Origin of the sequence: Streptomyces sp. NBC_01255 (genome assembly GCF_036226445.1) — a bacterium.
GTDB lineage: Bacteria > Actinomycetota > Actinomycetes > Streptomycetales > Streptomycetaceae > Streptomyces.
Window position 1 is genome coordinate 6102205 of record NZ_CP108474.1, and the last position, 16806, is coordinate 6119010.

A 16806-nucleotide genomic window follows, 5' to 3' on the forward strand; every position below is an offset into this window, starting at 1 on the left:
CCGTGGCTCGCTAGCCGAAGGCCGCCGCCGGCAGTGTGGGGCCGTCGGTGTCGTCGACGGGCTCGCCCGGGCCTGGAGCCAGCAAGCGGTGACCGCGGCTCTCCGCTACTCGCAGCGTCTCCCGCAAGACTCCCGTGAGGTCCGTCGCCAGGGCTCGTACCTCTTCCAGCTCCGCCTTTCCGTCGCCGAGTACCGCGGACGCGTGGTCCAAGAGTTCGGCCGCGAAGCCGAGCTGAGTCGCTTCGGTGTTGTCGGCCAGGCGCGACAGGCGGCTGTTGTTGTCGGCGGTGCTCAGGAAGCACGGCTTGCCGTCAGGGCCCGACCAAGGGAGGAGCCGCAGTTCGTTGTGAGGCGTCATCCTTCCGTCTGCCTTTCTTCGGTTGTGGGGTGGGTGGTGAAGACTGCGTCTGCGCGGTCGCCGGGGAGGACCAGGAGCGTGGCCTCTACTACGCGGTCGGTGGCGTCGGTTGCCACGCTGGTGATCGCGAGGACAGCCAGGGCGGAGCTGATCCGGAGGGTGGTCGCTTCTTCCGGGGTGGGGAGGCGGGCGGTGACCGTCTCTCGGATCCTGGTTGGTGTCGCCTCCGTTCCCTGGGGCCCGCCCGACAAGCCGAGTTGGACAGCCGACGCCAGGTCGCGGGGGACGTAGATGCGGGCCAGGCTGTGGGGTGACTTTCCCTCGTGGGTGATGCAGAGGAACTCGGTCAAAGGGCTGTTGGACGAGACCCTCAGTAGGGCTCTGAGGTGCCCCCGCGCGCGGAGGTTGGTCGTGCGGACGCTGACCTGGAGCGTGGGGTCGAAGGGCGTGCGGCCACCGCCGGTGTACATCATGCGGCGGAGTGGGGAACGGATGAAGTTCCCTTTTCCGTGGACTTTTTCGATGAGGCCCTCGGCCTGGAGGAGCGCGAGAGCGTTTCGCAGTGTCGGCGTGCTGACCTTGTAGTGGGCGGCGAGCTGGGTTTCCGACGGGAGGCGTCCGCCGGCTTTCAGGCGGCCCGTCGAGATTTGGGTTCGGAGGTCATCGGCGATGGTGTGGCGGCGGGAAGGCACGGAACGAGTCACCGCCTCTCATCATCCGCAGGGCGATGAGCCGGGTCCGGGAGTGCATCGTCAGCAGCTCGCCCGATTCGAAGAGGAGGCGTTTGGCGCCGCCGGGGAGTTGGAAGAGGTCGGCCACGCGGCACGGCTTGCCGCCGATCTGGATGACGTCTCCCCGTTGCACGTTGGTCGACGTGATCTCGACGTTGGAGGCCAGTGCGCCGCTGGGCGCCCATCCCCTCACTGGGGTGCCTCCGTCGGGGTGTGCCGGGTGCTCGCCGAGTGGCAGGGGCAGTCGCATGCCTCGTAGATCACGGGGATGCCGACCGGCGCCGCGGCGGGGGAGGAGTGGGCGCACTTGTGGTGTGTGCCGATCCGACATGCGCTCGATCGGTAGGGGGCGGCGGGGTGTGTCACGCGTGGCAAGTGACGGCGAGGCATCAGAGGGCCTCCGTCGGAGCCAACCAGGTGTGTGTGAGGAGGTCGTGAGGCGAAGTGGCCGAGTGCCGCCGCGCTCGCTTCTCGCTGGCTAGTACGTACGGGCGGACGAGCGCGGTGTCCTCGCCCGGGAGGACTCCCGTGCGGTCTCTGCGCTGACCAGTGGGCAGTGTCGGTCGGGCGGAGCGTCCGAGGTGGATGACCGTCGGGTGTACGGGCGTTAAGGCGCGGCGGTGCCGGCCCTTCGGGAGGTACCGCTCTCTGGTGCGCGTGATGGTGCGGCGGATACGGTTGAGCACGCTGATCAGCTCCTATCGCTGACGGCCAGGTCCCCGGACGTCGCCTGTCGCGGGGACCGCTTTTTGTACGGCGGCCCATAAGGTGCGGCCGTTCAGGCTGGTGGCGACGAGCCCGAATCGATCGGCCTCCGCTACCACCTCCAGGGCCTCCCGCCATGACTTGGCCGGGAGGTATTCCGGTACCTCCGCTTCGATCGACGTGTGTGCGGCGTGTTCCTCCATGCGCGTGGTGAGTCCGATGGCGGACAACCGGGCAGCGATGTCCTCCGCGGTTACGTCCGAAGCAGGCACAGGGAAGCCTCCGTCACCGGTGATCACGTTGCGTGAAGCTAGTTAACTAGATTAGAGCTAGTGGACTAGATTTTCCATATGCCTGAGCAGCCGCCTTATCTCCGCATCGCTGACGTACTCCGGCAGAAGGTCGCGGAGCAGGAGTGGACACCGGGGGATCGGCTTCCCTCGCGTGCCCAGATCGCCGAGGAGTGCGGCGTCGGGGAGAACGTCGTGCGCAGGGCTCAGGAGCTACTGATCTCCCAAGGGGTCCTCGAAGGCCGGGCGGGCTCCGGTACGTACGTGGCCGAACCCCGTCAGCGTGTGCGCGTGGTCCGGTCGTCGGCGCGCGAACAGCGTGGAGGTTCTCCGTTCCGCGCCGACATGAATGCCGTGGGGAAGCTGGGGGACTGGGAGAGCCGGACCGAGGCCAAGGTTCCTGCGCCGGCGGAGATTGCGGCGCGTCTCGGTATCGCCGAAGGGGACCTGTGCGTCCGCACCGTGTACGAGTTCCTTGCCGACGGGCGGCCCGTACAGCTGTCTACGAGCTGGGAGCCGTACGACCTCACCGCCGGCACCGTCGTCGTCCTTCCCGAGGGCGGGCCGCACGCCGGGGCGGGCGTTGCGAATCGCATGGCCGAGATCGGCATCACGGTCAGCCATGCAGTGGAGCAGCCGGAGCCGCGGCAGGCCACTGCCGAGGAGGCGTCGCTGCTGGGGATTCAGAAGGCCTCTCTTGTGACGCACATCCGGCGGACGTACTACAGCGAGCAGGGGCGGCCCGTGGAGACGGCTGACATCGTCGTGCCTGCCGCTTTGTGCGAGATCGTCTATGAGGTACCGGTCAGTCGTTGACAGGCAGCGCCAGTCGACGTGGGAGGGGTGGGCGTGACGGGTAATCTCCAGTTCAGCTGGGAACTGGGCGGATCTGGATGGGCCGCGTGTCGAATCGCCGACACTGCTGCGGAGCGGAAGTACATCGTCAGCTACTGCACGGACGCTTTGGCCGACTTGCTGTTCGGGGTGACGGGTCTGTACGGGACTTCGTCCGTGCAGCGGGTTTCCTTCGACCTCGAACCGGCCGAGGTGAGGTGGCGGCTCCAGCGCCGCGGGGCAGACGTGTACATCGCCATCTACAAATTCCCTGACGTGAGTACGAGCTGGGACGCACCCGACGGGGAGGGCACCCTGTCCTGGAGCTCCACACAACCCCGCCGTGTGTTCAGCCACGCAGTCATGGAAGCCGCCCAGGCTGTACTCAGCCTCCATGGCGAGGCCGGCTACCTAGCGAAATGGCATCGGTACCCGTTCCCTGTCGCTGCGCTGCAAGACCTACGGCGACTTCACCAGCGAGACGACGAGTGCGAGCAGTGCCGGAGCAGTCTCGATTTCTGACATCACCAGCTGACATCAACGGGCCCGGACGTGGGCGGTGTCAGGCGGTCGCCGACGGTGTGGTGACATGCGGTCGAGGGCTCTGTGTGGCGGGCCCAAGCGAGCTTACAAAGCAGATGTCGGCGGTTCGAAACCGTCCGCGCCCACCAGTGCAAAGGCCCCTCGCCGATCATGGCGAGGGGCTTTGGCGTGTTTGGGGTCAGGCCTTGATTACTTCGACCTTCTTGTCGCCTGCGGAGGCCTCTACCTTGACCGTTCCCGTCTCGCGGTTGCTGGCCGTCGTGTCGGTGGTGGGGGTGTGGAGCAGCAGGGCGGTCGTCGCGGCTGCGAGGAGGGCCAGGGCGAGCGTGGTCTTCGTCGTGTGGATGGCTTGGGGGTGTGCCACGGGGGCCTCCTTGAGGTGTCCGGTCGACGGAGGGCGAAAGTACCTCCGGGGTGGGGTGTGGGGGAAGGTGGAAAGTTGACGTGGGCCTGACCGGGCGGGTGTACTCCGGGCATGGCTGAGGTGGGGGACGCGCCCGAATCCGGGGTGCAGAGCGGTGAGATGACGTCGCAGCGGTACATCGAGACCCGGCTCGCGCAGTACCAGGAGTGGTACGACGTGAAGGCGACCCGGATGAAGGCGATGCATCTGCGGATGCGGACCGTGTCCGTCGTCGGTGGGGCGCTCGTGCCGGTGTTCGTGAACGTGGACCTTGCGTTCGCGCGGGTCACCGCCACGGTGCTGAGCGTCGTGGTCGTCGCCGCCGTGTCGCTGGAGAGCGTGTACCGGTACCGGGAGCAGTGGAAGAACTACCGGTCGACCGAGCAGCTGCTCGGGCACGAGCGGGTCTACTTCGAGACCAAGGTGGGGCCCTACCACGGTCTTTCGAAGCGGGAGGCGTTCTCCGCGCTCGTCGCCCGGGTCGAGCGGGCCATCGCCGGCGAGAACTCGGCGACGTTGAATGTGATGACCCTTGGTGGGCAAGTGAATGCCGATGTCGCGCAGCATGGGGTGCCCGCCGCTCGGCAGGAGTCCGAGACTTCCTGAGGCGGCCGCGGGGCCCGGGGTCGCCGGGCCCCGCGGTTCGTCAGGTGCGGTGCGGGGTCAGCACCACTTGTAGTCGACCCGCGTCGAGTTGTACGAGCAGGTGTCGACGCGCGTGCCGTTGCTCTTGCGCAGCGTCGCCGTGTCCTTGTCGTTGTTCCAGACGTACGCGCCGCGGTTCTGGTAGACGTTCGCCGACGAGTTCGTCCCGCGGCCCGTGCGGACCGTCACGATCTTGCCCTTGCCGAGGGTGTAGGAGCCGAAGGTGTACTTGTGGTTGGCGGCGTCCGTGACCGTCCAGCCCCGCAGGTTCACCGCGGCGCCCGTCGTGTTGCGTATCTGCACGTACTCGCCGTTGAGGCTCGTGTTGGAGCGCAGGTCCGAACCGGGGCTGTCGTAGTAGATCTTGTACAGGTGGACCGAGCCGGCGGCCTGGGCCGGCGAAGGCAGCAGCAGAACGCCGGAGGCGGCGGCCGCGGTCACGGCCGCGAGCGTGCGTACACGAAGCATGAATGTCCCTCAGTTCCTGCCGGGCACCCGCCGATGGGGCCCGGCGAGCACACAGGATACGCACGCCCTTCACCTCTTCCGCACATTTTCGGTCGGGGTGGACAAGGCACCCCTAGGGTGGGGGCATGGAGCCTGATCTGTTGCGGGTCACCGTCCTCGGGTCCGCCACCCCCTTCCCCCGGCCGGACAACCCCTGCTCCGGCCTTCTCGTCGAGGGCGGCGGCGTCCGCGTGTGGGTGGACGCCGGGACCGGCACCCTCGCGGAGCTCCAGCGGTACGTCACGCTCGGCGACGTCGACGCCGTCTGGATCTCGCATCTTCATGCCGATCACAGTGCCGATCTGCTGACTGCCTCTTACGGGTTGTTGTACGCGGGGCTTGACGTTTCCGTGCCGGTGGCTCTCTTCGGGCCCGCCGGGATCGCCGACCGGCTCGCCGGGTTCCTGACGAACGGGCCCGAACGCAGCCCCGTCGAGAAGGCCTTCGCCGTCCAGGAGTTGTACGACGGGCATGTCGCCCGCCTCGGTGGGCTGACGTTGCGGTCGCGGGGCGTCGACCACGCCGGGCCCGACGCCTTCGCCCTGCGTGTGGAGGATGAGGACGGGCGTTCTGTTGTCTACTCCGGTGATTGCCGGCCGTGCTCCTCTCTCGTCGAACTCGCCCGGGACTGCGATCTGTTCGTCTGCGAGGCCGATGGGGAAGGGCCCGGGCACCACTCCGCGGCACAGGCCGGGCGCAGCGCCGCCGCGGCCCGTGCCGGGCGGCTCGTCGTGACCCATGTGGGGTCCGGCGTCGAGCCCGCCGAGGCCGTCGCGCTCGCCGCCGCCGAGTTCCCCGGCGACGTCGCCCACGCCGACCCCGGCGCACGGTTCGAGGTCACGCGTCGAAGTCGTACTCCAGGACGTACGACGACGAGTCGAGCGTCATCTCGTTGAGCTCCACCGCGACCCCCGGCCCCGTGAACGCCGTGCGCCCGATCAGGACCACCGGAGTGCCGAACTCCAGGGCCAGCAGGTCCGACTCTTCCGCCGTCGGCATCCGGCAGCGGATCTCCTCGCGGAAGCGCACCGGCCGGTGCCCCAGCTCGGTCAGCCGGGCGTAGGTGCCGCCCGGACCCGTGTCCGGCTCCGTGATCGCCGTCCCGCGCACCAGCTCCGCGGAGAGGTACGAGACCGAGAGCAGGACCGGTTTGGCGTCCAGGACGAAGCGGCGGCTGCGGACGCAGACCGGCGCGCCCGGCGCGAGGTTCAGCGCCTCGGCGACTCTGGCTCCGGCCGCCGTCTCCGCCACCTCGATCCGGTCGACCACCAGGGTCCGGTCCTCCACGTCCGCCGACCAGACCGAGCGGCCGCTGCCCCAGTGGTCCCCGGCGAGGCGCGGGATGCCCCGGCGGCGCAGCGGGCGGAAGACCCGGACGAAGACCCCGGCGCCCTTGCGGGCCTCGGCCAGTCCTTCGTTGCGCAGGACGGAAAGGGCCTGGCGCGCCGTCATCCGGGCCACTTCGTAGGTCGACATCAGGTCGTTCTCACCGGGGAGGCGGTCGCCCGGCGCGAAGGCGCCCGACTGGATCGCCGTTCTCAACTCGTCGGCGATGCGCTGGTACTTGGGCCGACGAGCGCTGTCCTGGTCAGTCACGGGTGGACCACTCCCTTCATCTGCGGGACACCCTAGGCGCACCCCCGGGCCAGGGTGCACACGTGTGCGCCGTCCCGCCGGGTCGATCCATCCATCGGGGGACATCTCTAGAGATACGTTGACAGGGCGGGGCGTCCCCGCTTCTCTGGTGGTCCCCAGGAATCAGGATTCGGTACGGACGGGACGGAGGGGACGCGTGCAGCCACTGCCCGAGGTCGGTGACCTCGTCCGCGACACCGCCACCGGGCGGGTCGGTTTCTATGTGGAGAGCGTCTCCGGGCGCTTCCTGATCCGGCCTGTCCACGGTGGCGCAGAGTGGGAGGCCGAGCCCGCCGACGTACAGCTCGCCACCCCCCTGCGCGAGCTGCGCGCCCGCGCCGCCGAGATCAACGCGCGCAGCCGGCGCGGCCTGGCCTGAGCGGGGTGCGGTGACCCTCCGTGGCCGTGGTTCTCGGTCGCTCGGCGGCGTCGGCGGCGGTTGTCAGTGGGGCGCGCCACACTGGAGGCATGTGCCGCAGCATCAAGACGCTCCGACCGCCCGTGCTGCCCGAGGAGGCGACCGAGGAGGACTTCCACGCCGCCGCCTTGCAGTACGTCCGCAAGGTCTCCGGCTTCCGCGCTCCCGCCGCCCACAACCGCGAGGTCTTCGACCGCGCCGTGGACGAGATCACGGAGGCGACCGCGAGACTCCTCGCCGGCCTGGAGGTGCGCGGGGCGCACCCCGCCGTCACGAGACCGGCGCGGGAGCCGCAGCCGGACGCTGTATGAGGTACGCGGCGAGGCCGCCCGCCAGGAAGAGCGCGAGGGTCGACACCCCCGCGCTGAACCAGGTCGCGCCCAGCCACTGCCCGCCCAGCCAGCCGAGCCCCACGCTGTAGGAGGCCCAGGTCACGCCCGCGAGGGCCGACCACGGCAGGAAGTCCTTGATCCTCCGCTTGGCCGCGCCCGCGCCCAGGGAGACCACGGAGCGGCCCGCCGGGGCGAAGCGCGCGAGCACCACGAGCAGCCCGCCGCCCCGGGCCAGCGCGGTGCCGAGACGTTCCTGCGCCAGGGAGAGGCGCCGCGAGCGGGCGATCGCCCTGTCCAGCCTGGCGCCGCCCCGCCGGGCCAGGCGGTACGCCAGGAAGTCGCCGAGTACGGACGCGGTGGCCGCGCAGAGGAGCAGCGGGAGGAGCGACGGCACGTCGGGGGAGGCCGCGGTGGCCGTCGCCGCGGCCGTGGCGGCGGTGATCACCAGGAAGCCGCTCGGCAGCACGGGCAGGAAGACGTCGAGCAGGATCGACGCCGCCACCACCGGGTAGATCCACGGGCCGGCGGTCAACGACCGCAGCGAGCCGAGGCTGTCGAGCAGATTCACAGGGCCAGAGCCTACGCGGGGGTGGGGGAGCCCCTGCCGGGCGGGTGGGGGGACCCCCTGCCGGGCGGGGGCCGGGCTTTCCGCCGGGGGCGGGGTGGGGCGTGTGCGGGGCCGTGCGGCGTGCGTGTGCGGGGCGGTGGCAGGGGTCGTGGCGGGGTGCGGGCCCGGGATGGGTTACGGGGCGGTGCGGCCGGGTCGGGTCGGCGTGGGGTGCGGGCTTGGGTGGGCCGGGCCGGGGGGCGTCGCGGGGTGGGCGCGGGCCTTGCTTGGTGTGCGGGCCGCGGGTGTCCGCGTACGAGAAAGGCCGGAAACCGTCCTGCGGTTTCCGGCTCCTTCCGTCTGCGGGGGGCTCAGGCCGCGATCGGCGCGCCCTGCTTCTCGTTCTCCTGGCCCGTCTTCGCGCCCGCGCCGGTCCGGGCGCCGAAGAGCCCGTCGAGGGCGAGTGCGCCCGGGCCCGTGAAGACGAGCAGGGCGAAGGCCCAGCAGAACAGGGCCGCGGTCTCGCCGCTGTTCTGGAGCGGGAACAGGGCTTCCGGCTGGTGGACCTTGAAGTACGCGTACGCCATCGAGCCCGAGGCGAGGAACGCGGCGCTCCGGGTGCCGACGCCGGCCAGCACCAGCACGCCGCAGACGAGCTGGATGACGGCCGCGTACCAGCCCGGCCAGGTTCCGGCCGGGACGGTGCCGCCGCCCATCGCGCCGCCGAGGACGCCGAAGAGCGAGGCGGCGCCGTGGCAGGCGAAGAGCAGGCCGACGACGATCCGGAAGAGGCCGAGCGCGTAGGGCTGGGCCTGGTTCAGGCGGCTTATGAGGCTGTTCGGGGCGGTGTTCATGGGGGAACTCCTTCGGCCTGACCCCGTCCGTGGGGAGGACGGGGTGTGGGGGACGGAAACCGACGAGGCCGCAAGGTTAGGCACCCCTCACCAGTACTTGCAAGTTCAACATTCGGCCACCGGGGAGTGTGTGGCGCGGCTCACTCCCCGGGGCCGCTGTGGTGACGGTGGTTCAGTGGGCCGGTGGTCAGCAGCCGTTGAGGACGGACTGCAGGGCGCTCTTCTCGGCGGAGTCGATGCTGAGGTTCCAGTGGTACTTCACGTGCACCCACGCCCGGGCGTACGTGCAGCGGTAGGACGTGCGCGAGGGCAGCCACTCCGCCGGGTCCAGGTCGCCCTTGGACTGGTTGACGTTGTCGGTGACGGCTATGAGCTGGGGCCGGGTCAGGTCGTTCGCGAAGGCCTGGCGCTGCGAGGTCGTCCACGCGTTCGCGCCCGAGCGCCAGGCCTCGGACAGGGCGACGACGTGGTCGATGTCGAGGTCGGAGGCGGCGGTCCAGGTGGCGCCGTCGTACTCGGAGTACCAGCTGCCGCTGACCGAGGCGCAGCTGGAGTCGGTGACGACGTTCACGCCGTCGCGCTTGAGGACGGTCTCTCGGGTGTTGCACGCCCCGGACTGGGTGATCCAGTGCGGGAAGAGATCCCGGCTGTAGCCGGAGGAGGAACCTTCCGCCTTGACCGTGAGGGCGGCCAGGTGCGTGCGGGCGGTGGACGCGCTGACGGGGGTCGGCATGGCGGCCTGGGCGGCCGGTGCCGTGGCGAGGAGGCCGGTGACGGTGAGGGCGGCGGAGGTGGCGAGTACCGCGAGTCGACGCGCGTAGATCATGCCGACGGGCATGTGAACTCCCTTGAAGTGGGGGGACCTTGGCTGGGTGCCGTCCCCGCGGGGGTGCCGGGCGCTGGCCCGGTCATCGTGGCGGCGCCAGGTTTCCTTGGGGGGTGCGCCAGGTAACAGGGTGGCGACATGGGCACGTCACATCAAGGGGTGTGACGTGGCTGATGGAGTGCCAGGTTCCGCCCGGTGACCCTCCGTTGCGCGAGAGCTCTACTGTGGCCGTGTGCTTCTGGACGTGAACGTCACCTTTGGGGCGGTACTCGCCGTCCTGCTCGCCCTCGCCGCCGGCGTCGTCGCCCTCGCGCACCTCGGCCGGGCCCGCGACGCCCTGTTCGCCGGCGCGCGCGCCGCCGTCCAGCTGATCGCCGTCTCGCTCGTCATCGGCTGGGTGGTCCGCTCCGTACCGCTGCTGCTCTGCTTCCTGCTCCTCATGTACGCGGTGGCGGTGCGGACGGCGGGGCGGCGGGTCGTTCCCGCGCCGGGGCGCGGCTGGCGGTGGGCGGGCGTGCCGATCGCCGCCGCCGTGGCGCCGGTGGTCCTCGCGCTCGTCGTCACCGGACTCGTACCGGTGAAGGGGATCACGCTCGTACCCGTGACCGGCATCCTCGTCGGCGGCGCGCTCACGGCCACCGTCCTCGCGGGGCGGCGCGCGCTCGACGAGCTGGAGACGCGGCGGGGCGAGGTGGAGGCGGGCCTGGCCATCGGGCTCGTCGCGCGCGAGGCGCGGCTCGAAGTGGCACGGAAGGCGGCGGCGGACGCCCTGCTCCCCGGCATGGACCAGACGCGCACGGTGGGTCTCGTCACGCTGCCGGGGGCCTTCGTGGGCATGCTGCTCGGCGGCGCGTCGCCGCTGCACGCGGGCGCCGTCCAGCTCTTCGTGCTCATCGCGCTGCTCGCGGTGCAGGCGGTGGCCGCCGCGACCACCTTGGAGCTGGTCGCGCGCGGCCGGATCGCCCGGCCTCGGGAGGCGGGCGCGGAGGGGAGTCCTGAGCCTGGGCGGTGAGGGCGCCCCTTCCCCTACGCCAGGGCCGTGAGGGTGATCGTGCCGTCCGCCGCGGCCTCGACCCGCAGGCGGGTGAGGTCGTCGACGTGGATGTCGGGCGCGAAGGCCGCCGCGCGCGGGCCCACGCCCACGATCCGCATGCCGGCCGCGCGGCCGGCCTGGATCCCGGCTTCGGAGTCCTCGAAGACGACACAGTCCGCCGGGGCGAAGCCCAGCTCCGCCGCACCCTTGAGGAAGCCCTCGGGGTCCGGCTTGCTCGCGCCGACGCACTCGGCGGTGACCCGGGTCTCCGGTATCGCCAGGCCGGCCGCGCCCATCCGCGCCTGGGCGAGGGCCTCGTCGGCCGAGGTCACCAGGGCGTACGGCAGCGCGGCGATCGCGGCCATGAAGGCGGGGGCGCCGGGGACGGGCACGACACCGTCGAGGTCGGCGGTCTCCTCGGCGAGCATCAGCCGGTTGTCGGCGTAGTTCTCCTCCATCGGGCGCTCCGGGAGGAGGACGGCCATCGTCGCGTACCCCTGGCGGCCGTGGACCACCTTGAGGACGGCGTCCGCGTCGAGAGCCTGCCGCTCGGCCCAGCGGCGCCAGCAGCGCTCGACGACGGCGTCCGAGTTGACGAGGGTGCCGTCCATGTCGAGGAGGAGGGCGCGGGCGGTGAGCTGTGCCGGGGTGGTGGCAGCCATCGGGTCTCCAGAGAAGGGTGCGGAGAACGAAGCGGTCCCGCCCGCCGGTCAGGGAATACGGGCGGGGCCACTTTGTTTTTCCACGATACAAAACCGGGGGGCGTCTTGGCCAACCCGTTCGTGTTCCGGCCCGGAGATCCGGGCTCAGAAGTCGGGAGTGGCCTGCTCCAGGTGGCTGCGGGTGGAGGGGCCGTACACGCCCTCCGGGTCCTCCCGGGGGTAGAGCCACTGCTGGTAGACGGCCACTGCCTCCTGCACCTCCTCGTCGTACCGGCCGTGGAAGTTGCCGTCGTAGATCCACAGGGCGGCCAGCCGCCGCTGGAGCTCGCGCACCTCGGGCCCCGTCGAGCCGAGGCTCAGCGTGACCGCCGCCTCTTCGGTCTCCGGATCCTGCGAGGACGGGGTCGCCGTCGGCGCCGACGGCGTCGGGTCGGGCGGCGATGCCGATGCCGAGGTGGCCGTCGGGGCCGCCGTGGCGGTGGCGGCCGGAGGGGCGGCCGAGCCGGTCGTCGACGCGCTGGGACTCGCGGTGGTACGGCTCGCGGAGGGGGTGGGCGTGGCGGACGGGGAGGCGGAGGCGCTGGTCGGGCGCGCCGACGGGGGCGACGAGCTCGGCTTCGGCGTCTCGGAGGAGGCGGAGGGGGACGGGGCCTCCGAGACGGCGACGTTCAGGGACGCGCTGGTGGTGATCTCGAGGCCGCCCGCCCGGTCGTCGGTCTCGTCCCCGCCGCCGAGGACGGCCGCCGCGAGGGCGGCGGTGCCGGCCACGGCGACGGCGGCCACCGCGGCGACGATCATGCCGCGCCGGCGCCCGCGTCCCGGCTCGCGGTCGTCCGCAGGGTCAGGGTCGGTGATGCGGCCTATGCCGTGCAGCAGCAGGGGCATCGTCTCGGAGGGGTCGCCTCGGAGGTCCGGGTCGAGGTGCGCGCCGGAGTGGGTGCCGGAGTACGCGCCCGAGGGTGTGCCGGAGTACGCGTCGGAGTGGGTGCCGGAGTACGCGCCCGAAGGTGTGCCGGAGTACGCACCCGAGTATGTGTCGGAGTACGTGCCGGGGTGCGCGGGCGTGGGGTCATCCGGGCGGATCGCCGCCAGCCGGGCCGTCGGCGGGTCCTCCGCCGCGTAGCTCCCGCCCGGCCCCCCAGGCCCCGCGGATCCCCCATGCCCGCCATGCCCCTCAGCCCCCACCGGTTCCGACGGGTCCGTCGCGTCCAGCGTCACGTACGGCCTGATCCGCAGCGGATCGAAGTCCTCGGCTGCCGCCAGCTCCGCCTGGGCGCAGGTGCAGCCAGGTCTTTGTCCACCGCATTCAGGACAGACATGTCCGGTCATGATGGGTCCCCTCCCCGAGACAACTGCGAGCGATTATGCAGCCCGCCCCTGTCCGGCGGAGGGGCGGCGGTCTGGCGGCGGTGCCCTCCAGCAGGCCATATCGGGACATTCGGATCAGGATGGAGGAATTGTCCGAGGAGAGGCCCGAGGAGACCCGCCCATGGCCCAGGAAACGAGCCCGTCCCAGCTCGGCGGCGATCCCGTGCCGGGGGAGGGGCAAAGCCACCGCACGGTCCTCGTCGCGATCGGCGCACTGCTGCTCGGCATGCTGCTCGCCGCCCTCGACCAGACCATCGTCTCCACCGCCCTGCCGACCATCGTCAGCGAGCTCGGCGGCATGGAGCACCTCTCCTGGGTGGTCACGGCCTACATGCTGGCGTCCACGGCGGCCACCCCGCTCTGGGGCAAGCTCGGCGACCAGTACGGCCGCAAGAAGCTCTTCCAGGCCGCCATCGTCCTCTTCCTCATCGGCTCCGCCCTCTGCGGCATCGCCCAGAACATGCCGCAGCTCATCGCCTTCCGCGCCGTCCAGGGCGTCGGCGGCGGTGGCCTCATGGTCCTGTCGATGGCGATCGTCGGCGACCTCGTGTCCCCGCGCGAGCGCGGCAAGTACCAGGGCCTCTTCGGCGCCGTCTTCGGCGCCACCAGCGTCCTCGGCCCGCTGCTCGGCGGCCTCTTCACCGAGCACCTCTCCTGGCGCTGGGTCTTCTACATCAATCTGCCGATCGGCATCGTCGCCCTCTTCGTCATCGCCGCCGTGCTCCACATCCCGGTGCGCTCCACCCCGCACGCCATCGACTACCTCGGCACCTTCCTCATCGCCTCGGTCGCCACCTGCCTCGTCCTGGTGGCGTCTCTCGGCGGTACGACCTGGGCCTGGGGATCGGCGCAGATCATCGGCCTCGCCGTCCTCGGAGCCGTACTCCTCGTCTGGTTCGTGTACGTCGAGCAGCGCGCCGCCGAACCCGTCCTGCCCCTGAAGCTGTTCCGGATCCGGACCTTCACCTTGGTCTCGGTCATCAGCTTCGTCGTCGGCTTCGCGATGTTCGGCGCGATGACCTACCTCCCCACCTTCCTCCAGGTCGTGCAGGGCGTCACCCCGACCATGTCGGGCGTCCACATGCTGCCCATGGTCCTCGGCATGCTGATCACCTCGACCGCCTCCGGCCAGATCGTCTCCCGCACCGGCCGCTGGAAGGTCTTCCCCGTGGCCGGCACCGCGCTCACGGCGCTCGGGCTGCTCCTCCTCAACGAACTGACGGAGACCACCTCCACCTGGGAGATGAGCGTCTACTTCTTCGTCTTCGGCGCCGGGCTCGGCCTCGTCATGCAGGTCCTCGTCCTGGTCGTCCAGAACGCCGTCTCCTACCAGGACCTCGGCGTCGCCACCTCCGGCGCCACCTTCTTCCGTTCCATCGGCGCCTCGTTCGGCGTCGCCGTCTTCGGCACCCTCTTCACCAACCGGCTCACCCGCAAACTCGACGACGTCTTCGCGAGCGCGGCGAGCGCCGGAGAGGACCTCCCGCCCGGCATCGGCCCCGACCAGGTCGCCGCCGACCCGCGCGCCATCGCCGAACTCCCGCCCGAGCTCCGCCCCTCCGTCCTCCACGCGTACGCCACGTCCATCACCGACGTCTTCCTGTACGCGGCGCCGGTCGTCCTCGTCGCCTTCGTCGTCGCCTGGTTCCTCAAGGAGGACAAACTGCGCGTCTCGGTCACGGCGCCCGACACGAGCCAGACCCTCGCCTCGAACCCCGTCGAGCGTTCCTCGTACGACGAGTGCGCCCGCGCGCTCTCCGTCCTCGGCTCCCGGGAGGGCCGCAAGGCGATCTACGAGAAGATCACCGCCCGCGCCGGGCTCGACCTGCTGCCCGCCGCGAGCTGGCTGCTGCTGCGGATCCGCCGCCACGGCACCGTCGAACCCGCCCGGCTCGCCGAGACCACCCCCGTACCGCTGCGGGCGATCACGGAGGCGTCCCGGCAGGTGGAGGAGCGGCGGCTCGCCACGCGGGAGGGCGTCCAGCTGTTCCTCACCGAGGAGGGCGTCCAGGCGGCGGTGAAGCTCGACAAGGCGCGGGAGGAGTCGCTCGCCGAACTCCTCGGCGACTGGTGGGGGCCGGACCGGCCCACCGACCTCGTGAAGCTGGTGGAGGAGCTGACGGCCGAGCTGAACGGCTCGGACGGGGAGCAGCCGCGCTCGCCCGAACCGCCCCGCGACCACCACGCGTAGGCATGAACGCGGGCACAGCGCGCCCTGTATGACGACTGCTCAGGGCCCGTCAGTAGGCTGTCCCCTCCAAGATCGCGTCACAGGGGGATGGGCAGGATGAACAGCGAAGAGCCACGTCAGCCGTACGGAGAGAACGGCGCGTACGGCGGAAACGGCACGTACGGCGGAGACAGCGGTTACGGCGGAAACGGCGGAAACGGCGGTTACGTGGCGAACGGCGCGTACGGCACCCAGATGCCGGTCGCGCCGGCGCGCGCCACCTCGTACCGAGGGGCCTGGATCGGCGCGGGAGCCACCCTCGTGGCGGCGGTCATCGGCGTCGTCGGTGCGTACCTGGTGAGCAGCAACAACAGCAAAGCGAACCCCACACCGCCCGCGGCGCAGGGCCCGGCGACCTCGGCCACCACGCCCGGCGCGGAGAACCAGGGCGGCGACGACGCCCCCTCGGACGCGTCGCAGAGCCCGGAGTCCACGGAGTCGGCGGGGTCCACAGGGTCCGCGGAGTCCACGGATTCGTCGGCTCCGACGACCGCCCCGGCCACCACCCCGCCCACGACCCCGCCCGGGAAGCCGGCCGGCACCGTCGCATGGCAGGGCGCTCTGGCGATCGCGTACACGGACGACAAGGATCTGGACTCCGCACCCCCCGTCGAGTCCGAGATCAACCAGGAGAACGACTTCTCTCTCTATCCGTTCGGCACCAGCTACATGCTCCAGCCCGAGAACAGGGTCAAGACCCTGGTGTGGAAGGACACGGCGAAGACGCCCACGTACGAGGACTGCGCCGGTGTCGTCGACACCCTGGGAACCTCGGCGGAGGTGCAGTTGAAGACGGGCCTGGTCGTCTGCGCGAGCACGAACGACGGGCGGCTCGCCCGGCTGACCGTCAAGGAACTGACCGGGCAGGCCTCCGACATGACCGGCGTCTTCGACGTCGTCGTCTGGACCCGCTGACCGTCCGTCCCGGCCCCGGGACGGACGGTCGTGGCGGTCAGAGCTCCTTGCCGTACCAGACGTCCATGTACGGGCCCGTGCAGTACGCGGGGATCTCGCCGTACCCGTGCCGTGTGTACAGGGCGCGTGCCTCGACCAGGTCCAGGCGGGTGTTGAGGACCATCCGGCGGGCGCCGAGGCCGCGCGCCGCGTCCTCCAGCTCGCCGAGCAGGCCCCCGGCCCCGCCCAGGCCGCGGAAGGCGTGGCGCAGGAAGACCCGGGTCAGCTCCGCGCGCTCGGCGTCGAGCATCAGGACCCCGCCGCAGCCGGCCGCCTTGCCCTCGTACCGCGCGACGAGGAACTGCCCGGTCGGCGGGGTCAGCAGCTCGACACCGTCGTTCGTGAGCCCCTCGTCGATCTCCGCGGTGGTCGCGGGCCGCTTCCAGTACCGGCTGGCGACATCGTCGTAGTAGTCGCGGCGCAGGGCGGTGGCGTCCGGGGTGTCGACGCGCTCGGGGGAGAAGTTCCAGGTCATGCGCGCCATTGTGCGGCGCGCACGACCCGGGACGCAGCTCAGTTCTTCGGGGACGCCTGCTGCACGACCTCGAACGACCAGAGAGTGGAACCGGAAGCCGCCGGCTTCGGCCGCTCGCCCCCCTCGCCGGCACCGGCACCGGCACCGCCGTGCGCGGCCTTCATGGAGCCGTTCATCCAGTTCTGGAAGTCCTCCTCGCTGCGCCAGCGGGTGTAGACGAGGTACTGGTCGGTGCCCTCCAGCGGGCGCAGCAGCTCGAACCACTCGAAGCCGTCGGACCCCTCCACGGCCCCGGCGCGGGAGGCGAAGCGCTGCTCCAGGACCTCACGCTGCTCGGCCGGAACGGTCAGGACGTTGATCTTCACCACACTGGGCACACGACACCTCTCAGTTCAGTACGTGCCTGCAGTCTCCTACACGGACCCGTCGGGACGGCGTGAGGACCGGCCGGGAAGC

22 protein-coding genes are annotated in these 16806 nt (G+C 71.1%); 8 read left to right on the top strand and 14 right to left on the bottom strand.

Features of this window, described 5'->3' with window-relative positions:
* Positions 1-10: 10 nt before the first annotated feature.
* The 4 genes from OG357_RS27635 to OG357_RS27650 form a co-directional block, all read right to left on the bottom strand.
* On the bottom strand, positions 11-358 hold the full coding sequence (locus tag OG357_RS27635) for a hypothetical protein (protein WP_329623717.1): 348 nt from the start codon (positions 356-358) through the stop codon (positions 11-13).
* Positions 355-1050, bottom strand: coding sequence for a GntR family transcriptional regulator (locus OG357_RS27640; RefSeq protein ID WP_329623718.1), 696 nt, complete (start codon positions 1048-1050; stop codon positions 355-357). Before OG357_RS27640 ends, OG357_RS27635 begins: the two co-directional genes overlap by 4 nt.
* Entirely contained in the window at positions 1019-1282 is a 264-nt protein-coding gene (locus tag OG357_RS27645; protein ID WP_329625716.1) for a hypothetical protein, read from the bottom strand. Before OG357_RS27645 ends, OG357_RS27640 begins: the two co-directional genes overlap by 32 nt.
* Before the next feature lie 505 nt (positions 1283-1787).
* Complete coding sequence (locus OG357_RS27650; RefSeq protein ID WP_329625717.1) at positions 1788-2066, bottom strand: hypothetical protein; 279 nt, start codon at positions 2064-2066, stop codon at positions 1788-1790.
* A gap of 78 nt (positions 2067-2144) precedes the next feature.
* Between OG357_RS27650 and OG357_RS27655 the strand changes: the two genes are divergently transcribed.
* Positions 2145-2900 (top strand): GntR family transcriptional regulator, encoded by a 756-nt coding sequence (locus OG357_RS27655; RefSeq protein ID WP_329623719.1) that lies wholly within the window; start codon positions 2145-2147, stop codon positions 2898-2900.
* Between the two features lie 739 nt (positions 2901-3639).
* Here OG357_RS27655 and OG357_RS27660 read toward each other — a convergent pair.
* Positions 3640-3825, bottom strand: coding sequence for a hypothetical protein (locus OG357_RS27660; protein ID WP_329623720.1), 186 nt, complete (start codon positions 3823-3825; stop codon positions 3640-3642).
* 111 nt (positions 3826-3936) lie between these two features.
* On the opposite strand from OG357_RS27660, the gene OG357_RS27665 reads away from it, so the two are divergent.
* Positions 3937-4470: a DUF4231 domain-containing protein gene (locus OG357_RS27665; RefSeq protein ID WP_329623721.1), complete on the top strand. Its 534-nt coding sequence runs from the start codon at positions 3937-3939 to the stop codon at positions 4468-4470.
* A 57-nt stretch (positions 4471-4527) separates the two neighbouring features.
* On the opposite strand, the gene OG357_RS27670 is transcribed toward OG357_RS27665, so the two are convergent.
* Positions 4528-4977, bottom strand: coding sequence for a lamin tail domain-containing protein (locus OG357_RS27670; RefSeq protein WP_329623722.1), 450 nt, complete (start codon positions 4975-4977; stop codon positions 4528-4530).
* A 125-nt stretch (positions 4978-5102) separates the two neighbouring features.
* Here OG357_RS27670 and OG357_RS27675 point away from each other — a divergent pair, with 125 nt between their 5' ends.
* The gene (locus tag OG357_RS27675) at positions 5103-5912 is read left to right on the top strand and encodes an MBL fold metallo-hydrolase (RefSeq protein ID WP_329623723.1); all 810 of its coding nucleotides are present in this window, start codon (positions 5103-5105) and stop codon (positions 5910-5912) included.
* On the opposite strand, the gene OG357_RS27680 is transcribed toward OG357_RS27675, so the two are convergent.
* Complete coding sequence (locus OG357_RS27680; protein WP_329623724.1) at positions 5854-6612, bottom strand: GntR family transcriptional regulator; 759 nt, start codon at positions 6610-6612, stop codon at positions 5854-5856. The genes OG357_RS27675 and OG357_RS27680 overlap by 59 nt on opposite strands.
* Positions 6613-6808: 196 nt before the next feature.
* Here OG357_RS27680 and OG357_RS27685 point away from each other — a divergent pair, with 196 nt between their 5' ends.
* Both OG357_RS27685 and OG357_RS27690 read left to right on the top strand, forming a co-directional pair.
* Positions 6809-7030 carry a hypothetical protein gene (locus tag OG357_RS27685; RefSeq protein WP_317594620.1) on the top strand — a complete coding sequence of 74 codons (222 nt, stop codon included), beginning with the start codon at positions 6809-6811 and terminating at the stop codon, positions 7028-7030.
* Positions 7031-7119: 89 nt separating this feature from the next.
* Positions 7120-7380, top strand: a complete 261-nt coding sequence (locus tag OG357_RS27690) for a DUF2277 domain-containing protein (RefSeq protein ID WP_329623725.1) — start codon at positions 7120-7122, stop codon at positions 7378-7380.
* On the opposite strand, the gene OG357_RS27695 is transcribed toward OG357_RS27690, so the two are convergent.
* From OG357_RS27695 to OG357_RS27705, 3 genes are all read right to left on the bottom strand, one after another.
* Positions 7340-7963, bottom strand: a complete 624-nt coding sequence (locus tag OG357_RS27695; protein ID WP_329625718.1) for a DedA family protein — start codon at positions 7961-7963, stop codon at positions 7340-7342. The genes OG357_RS27690 and OG357_RS27695 overlap by 41 nt on opposite strands.
* Positions 7964-8319: 356 nt before the next feature.
* The gene (locus tag OG357_RS27700; protein ID WP_329623726.1) at positions 8320-8802 is read right to left on the bottom strand and encodes a DoxX family protein; all 483 of its coding nucleotides are present in this window, start codon (positions 8800-8802) and stop codon (positions 8320-8322) included.
* Between the two features lie 187 nt (positions 8803-8989).
* Positions 8990-9640, bottom strand: a complete 651-nt coding sequence (locus OG357_RS27705; protein ID WP_329623727.1) for an HNH endonuclease family protein — start codon at positions 9638-9640, stop codon at positions 8990-8992.
* A gap of 220 nt (positions 9641-9860) precedes the next feature.
* On the opposite strand from OG357_RS27705, the gene OG357_RS27710 reads away from it, so the two are divergent.
* Positions 9861-10640 carry an ABC transporter permease gene (locus OG357_RS27710; protein WP_329623728.1) on the top strand — a complete coding sequence of 260 codons (780 nt, stop codon included), beginning with the start codon at positions 9861-9863 and terminating at the stop codon, positions 10638-10640.
* A gap of 14 nt (positions 10641-10654) precedes the next feature.
* On the opposite strand, the gene OG357_RS27715 is transcribed toward OG357_RS27710, so the two are convergent.
* Positions 10655-11323: an HAD-IA family hydrolase gene (locus tag OG357_RS27715; protein WP_329623729.1), complete on the bottom strand. Its 669-nt coding sequence runs from the start codon at positions 11321-11323 to the stop codon at positions 10655-10657.
* A 144-nt stretch (positions 11324-11467) separates the two neighbouring features.
* Positions 11468-12652, bottom strand: a complete 1185-nt coding sequence (locus OG357_RS27720; protein ID WP_329623730.1) for a peptidoglycan-binding domain-containing protein — start codon at positions 12650-12652, stop codon at positions 11468-11470.
* Between the two features lie 160 nt (positions 12653-12812).
* Here OG357_RS27720 and OG357_RS27725 point away from each other — a divergent pair, with 160 nt between their 5' ends.
* Both OG357_RS27725 and OG357_RS27730 read left to right on the top strand, forming a co-directional pair.
* A complete protein-coding gene (locus OG357_RS27725) occupies positions 12813-14882 on the top strand; it encodes an MDR family MFS transporter (RefSeq protein WP_329623731.1) in 2070 nt (689 codons plus the stop codon).
* Positions 14883-14978: 96 nt separating this feature from the next.
* Entirely contained in the window at positions 14979-15836 is an 858-nt protein-coding gene (locus OG357_RS27730; protein WP_329623732.1) for a hypothetical protein, read from the top strand.
* A gap of 37 nt (positions 15837-15873) precedes the next feature.
* Here the strand turns inward: OG357_RS27730 and OG357_RS27735 are convergent, their stop codons facing one another.
* Together OG357_RS27735 and OG357_RS27740 are read right to left on the bottom strand one after the other, a co-directional pair.
* Positions 15874-16359, bottom strand: a complete 486-nt coding sequence (locus OG357_RS27735; protein WP_329623733.1) for a GNAT family N-acetyltransferase — start codon at positions 16357-16359, stop codon at positions 15874-15876.
* A 29-nt stretch (positions 16360-16388) separates the two neighbouring features.
* Positions 16389-16727: an antibiotic biosynthesis monooxygenase family protein gene (locus OG357_RS27740; protein WP_329623734.1), complete on the bottom strand. Its 339-nt coding sequence runs from the start codon at positions 16725-16727 to the stop codon at positions 16389-16391.
* Between the last annotated feature and the right edge of the window lie 79 nt (positions 16728-16806).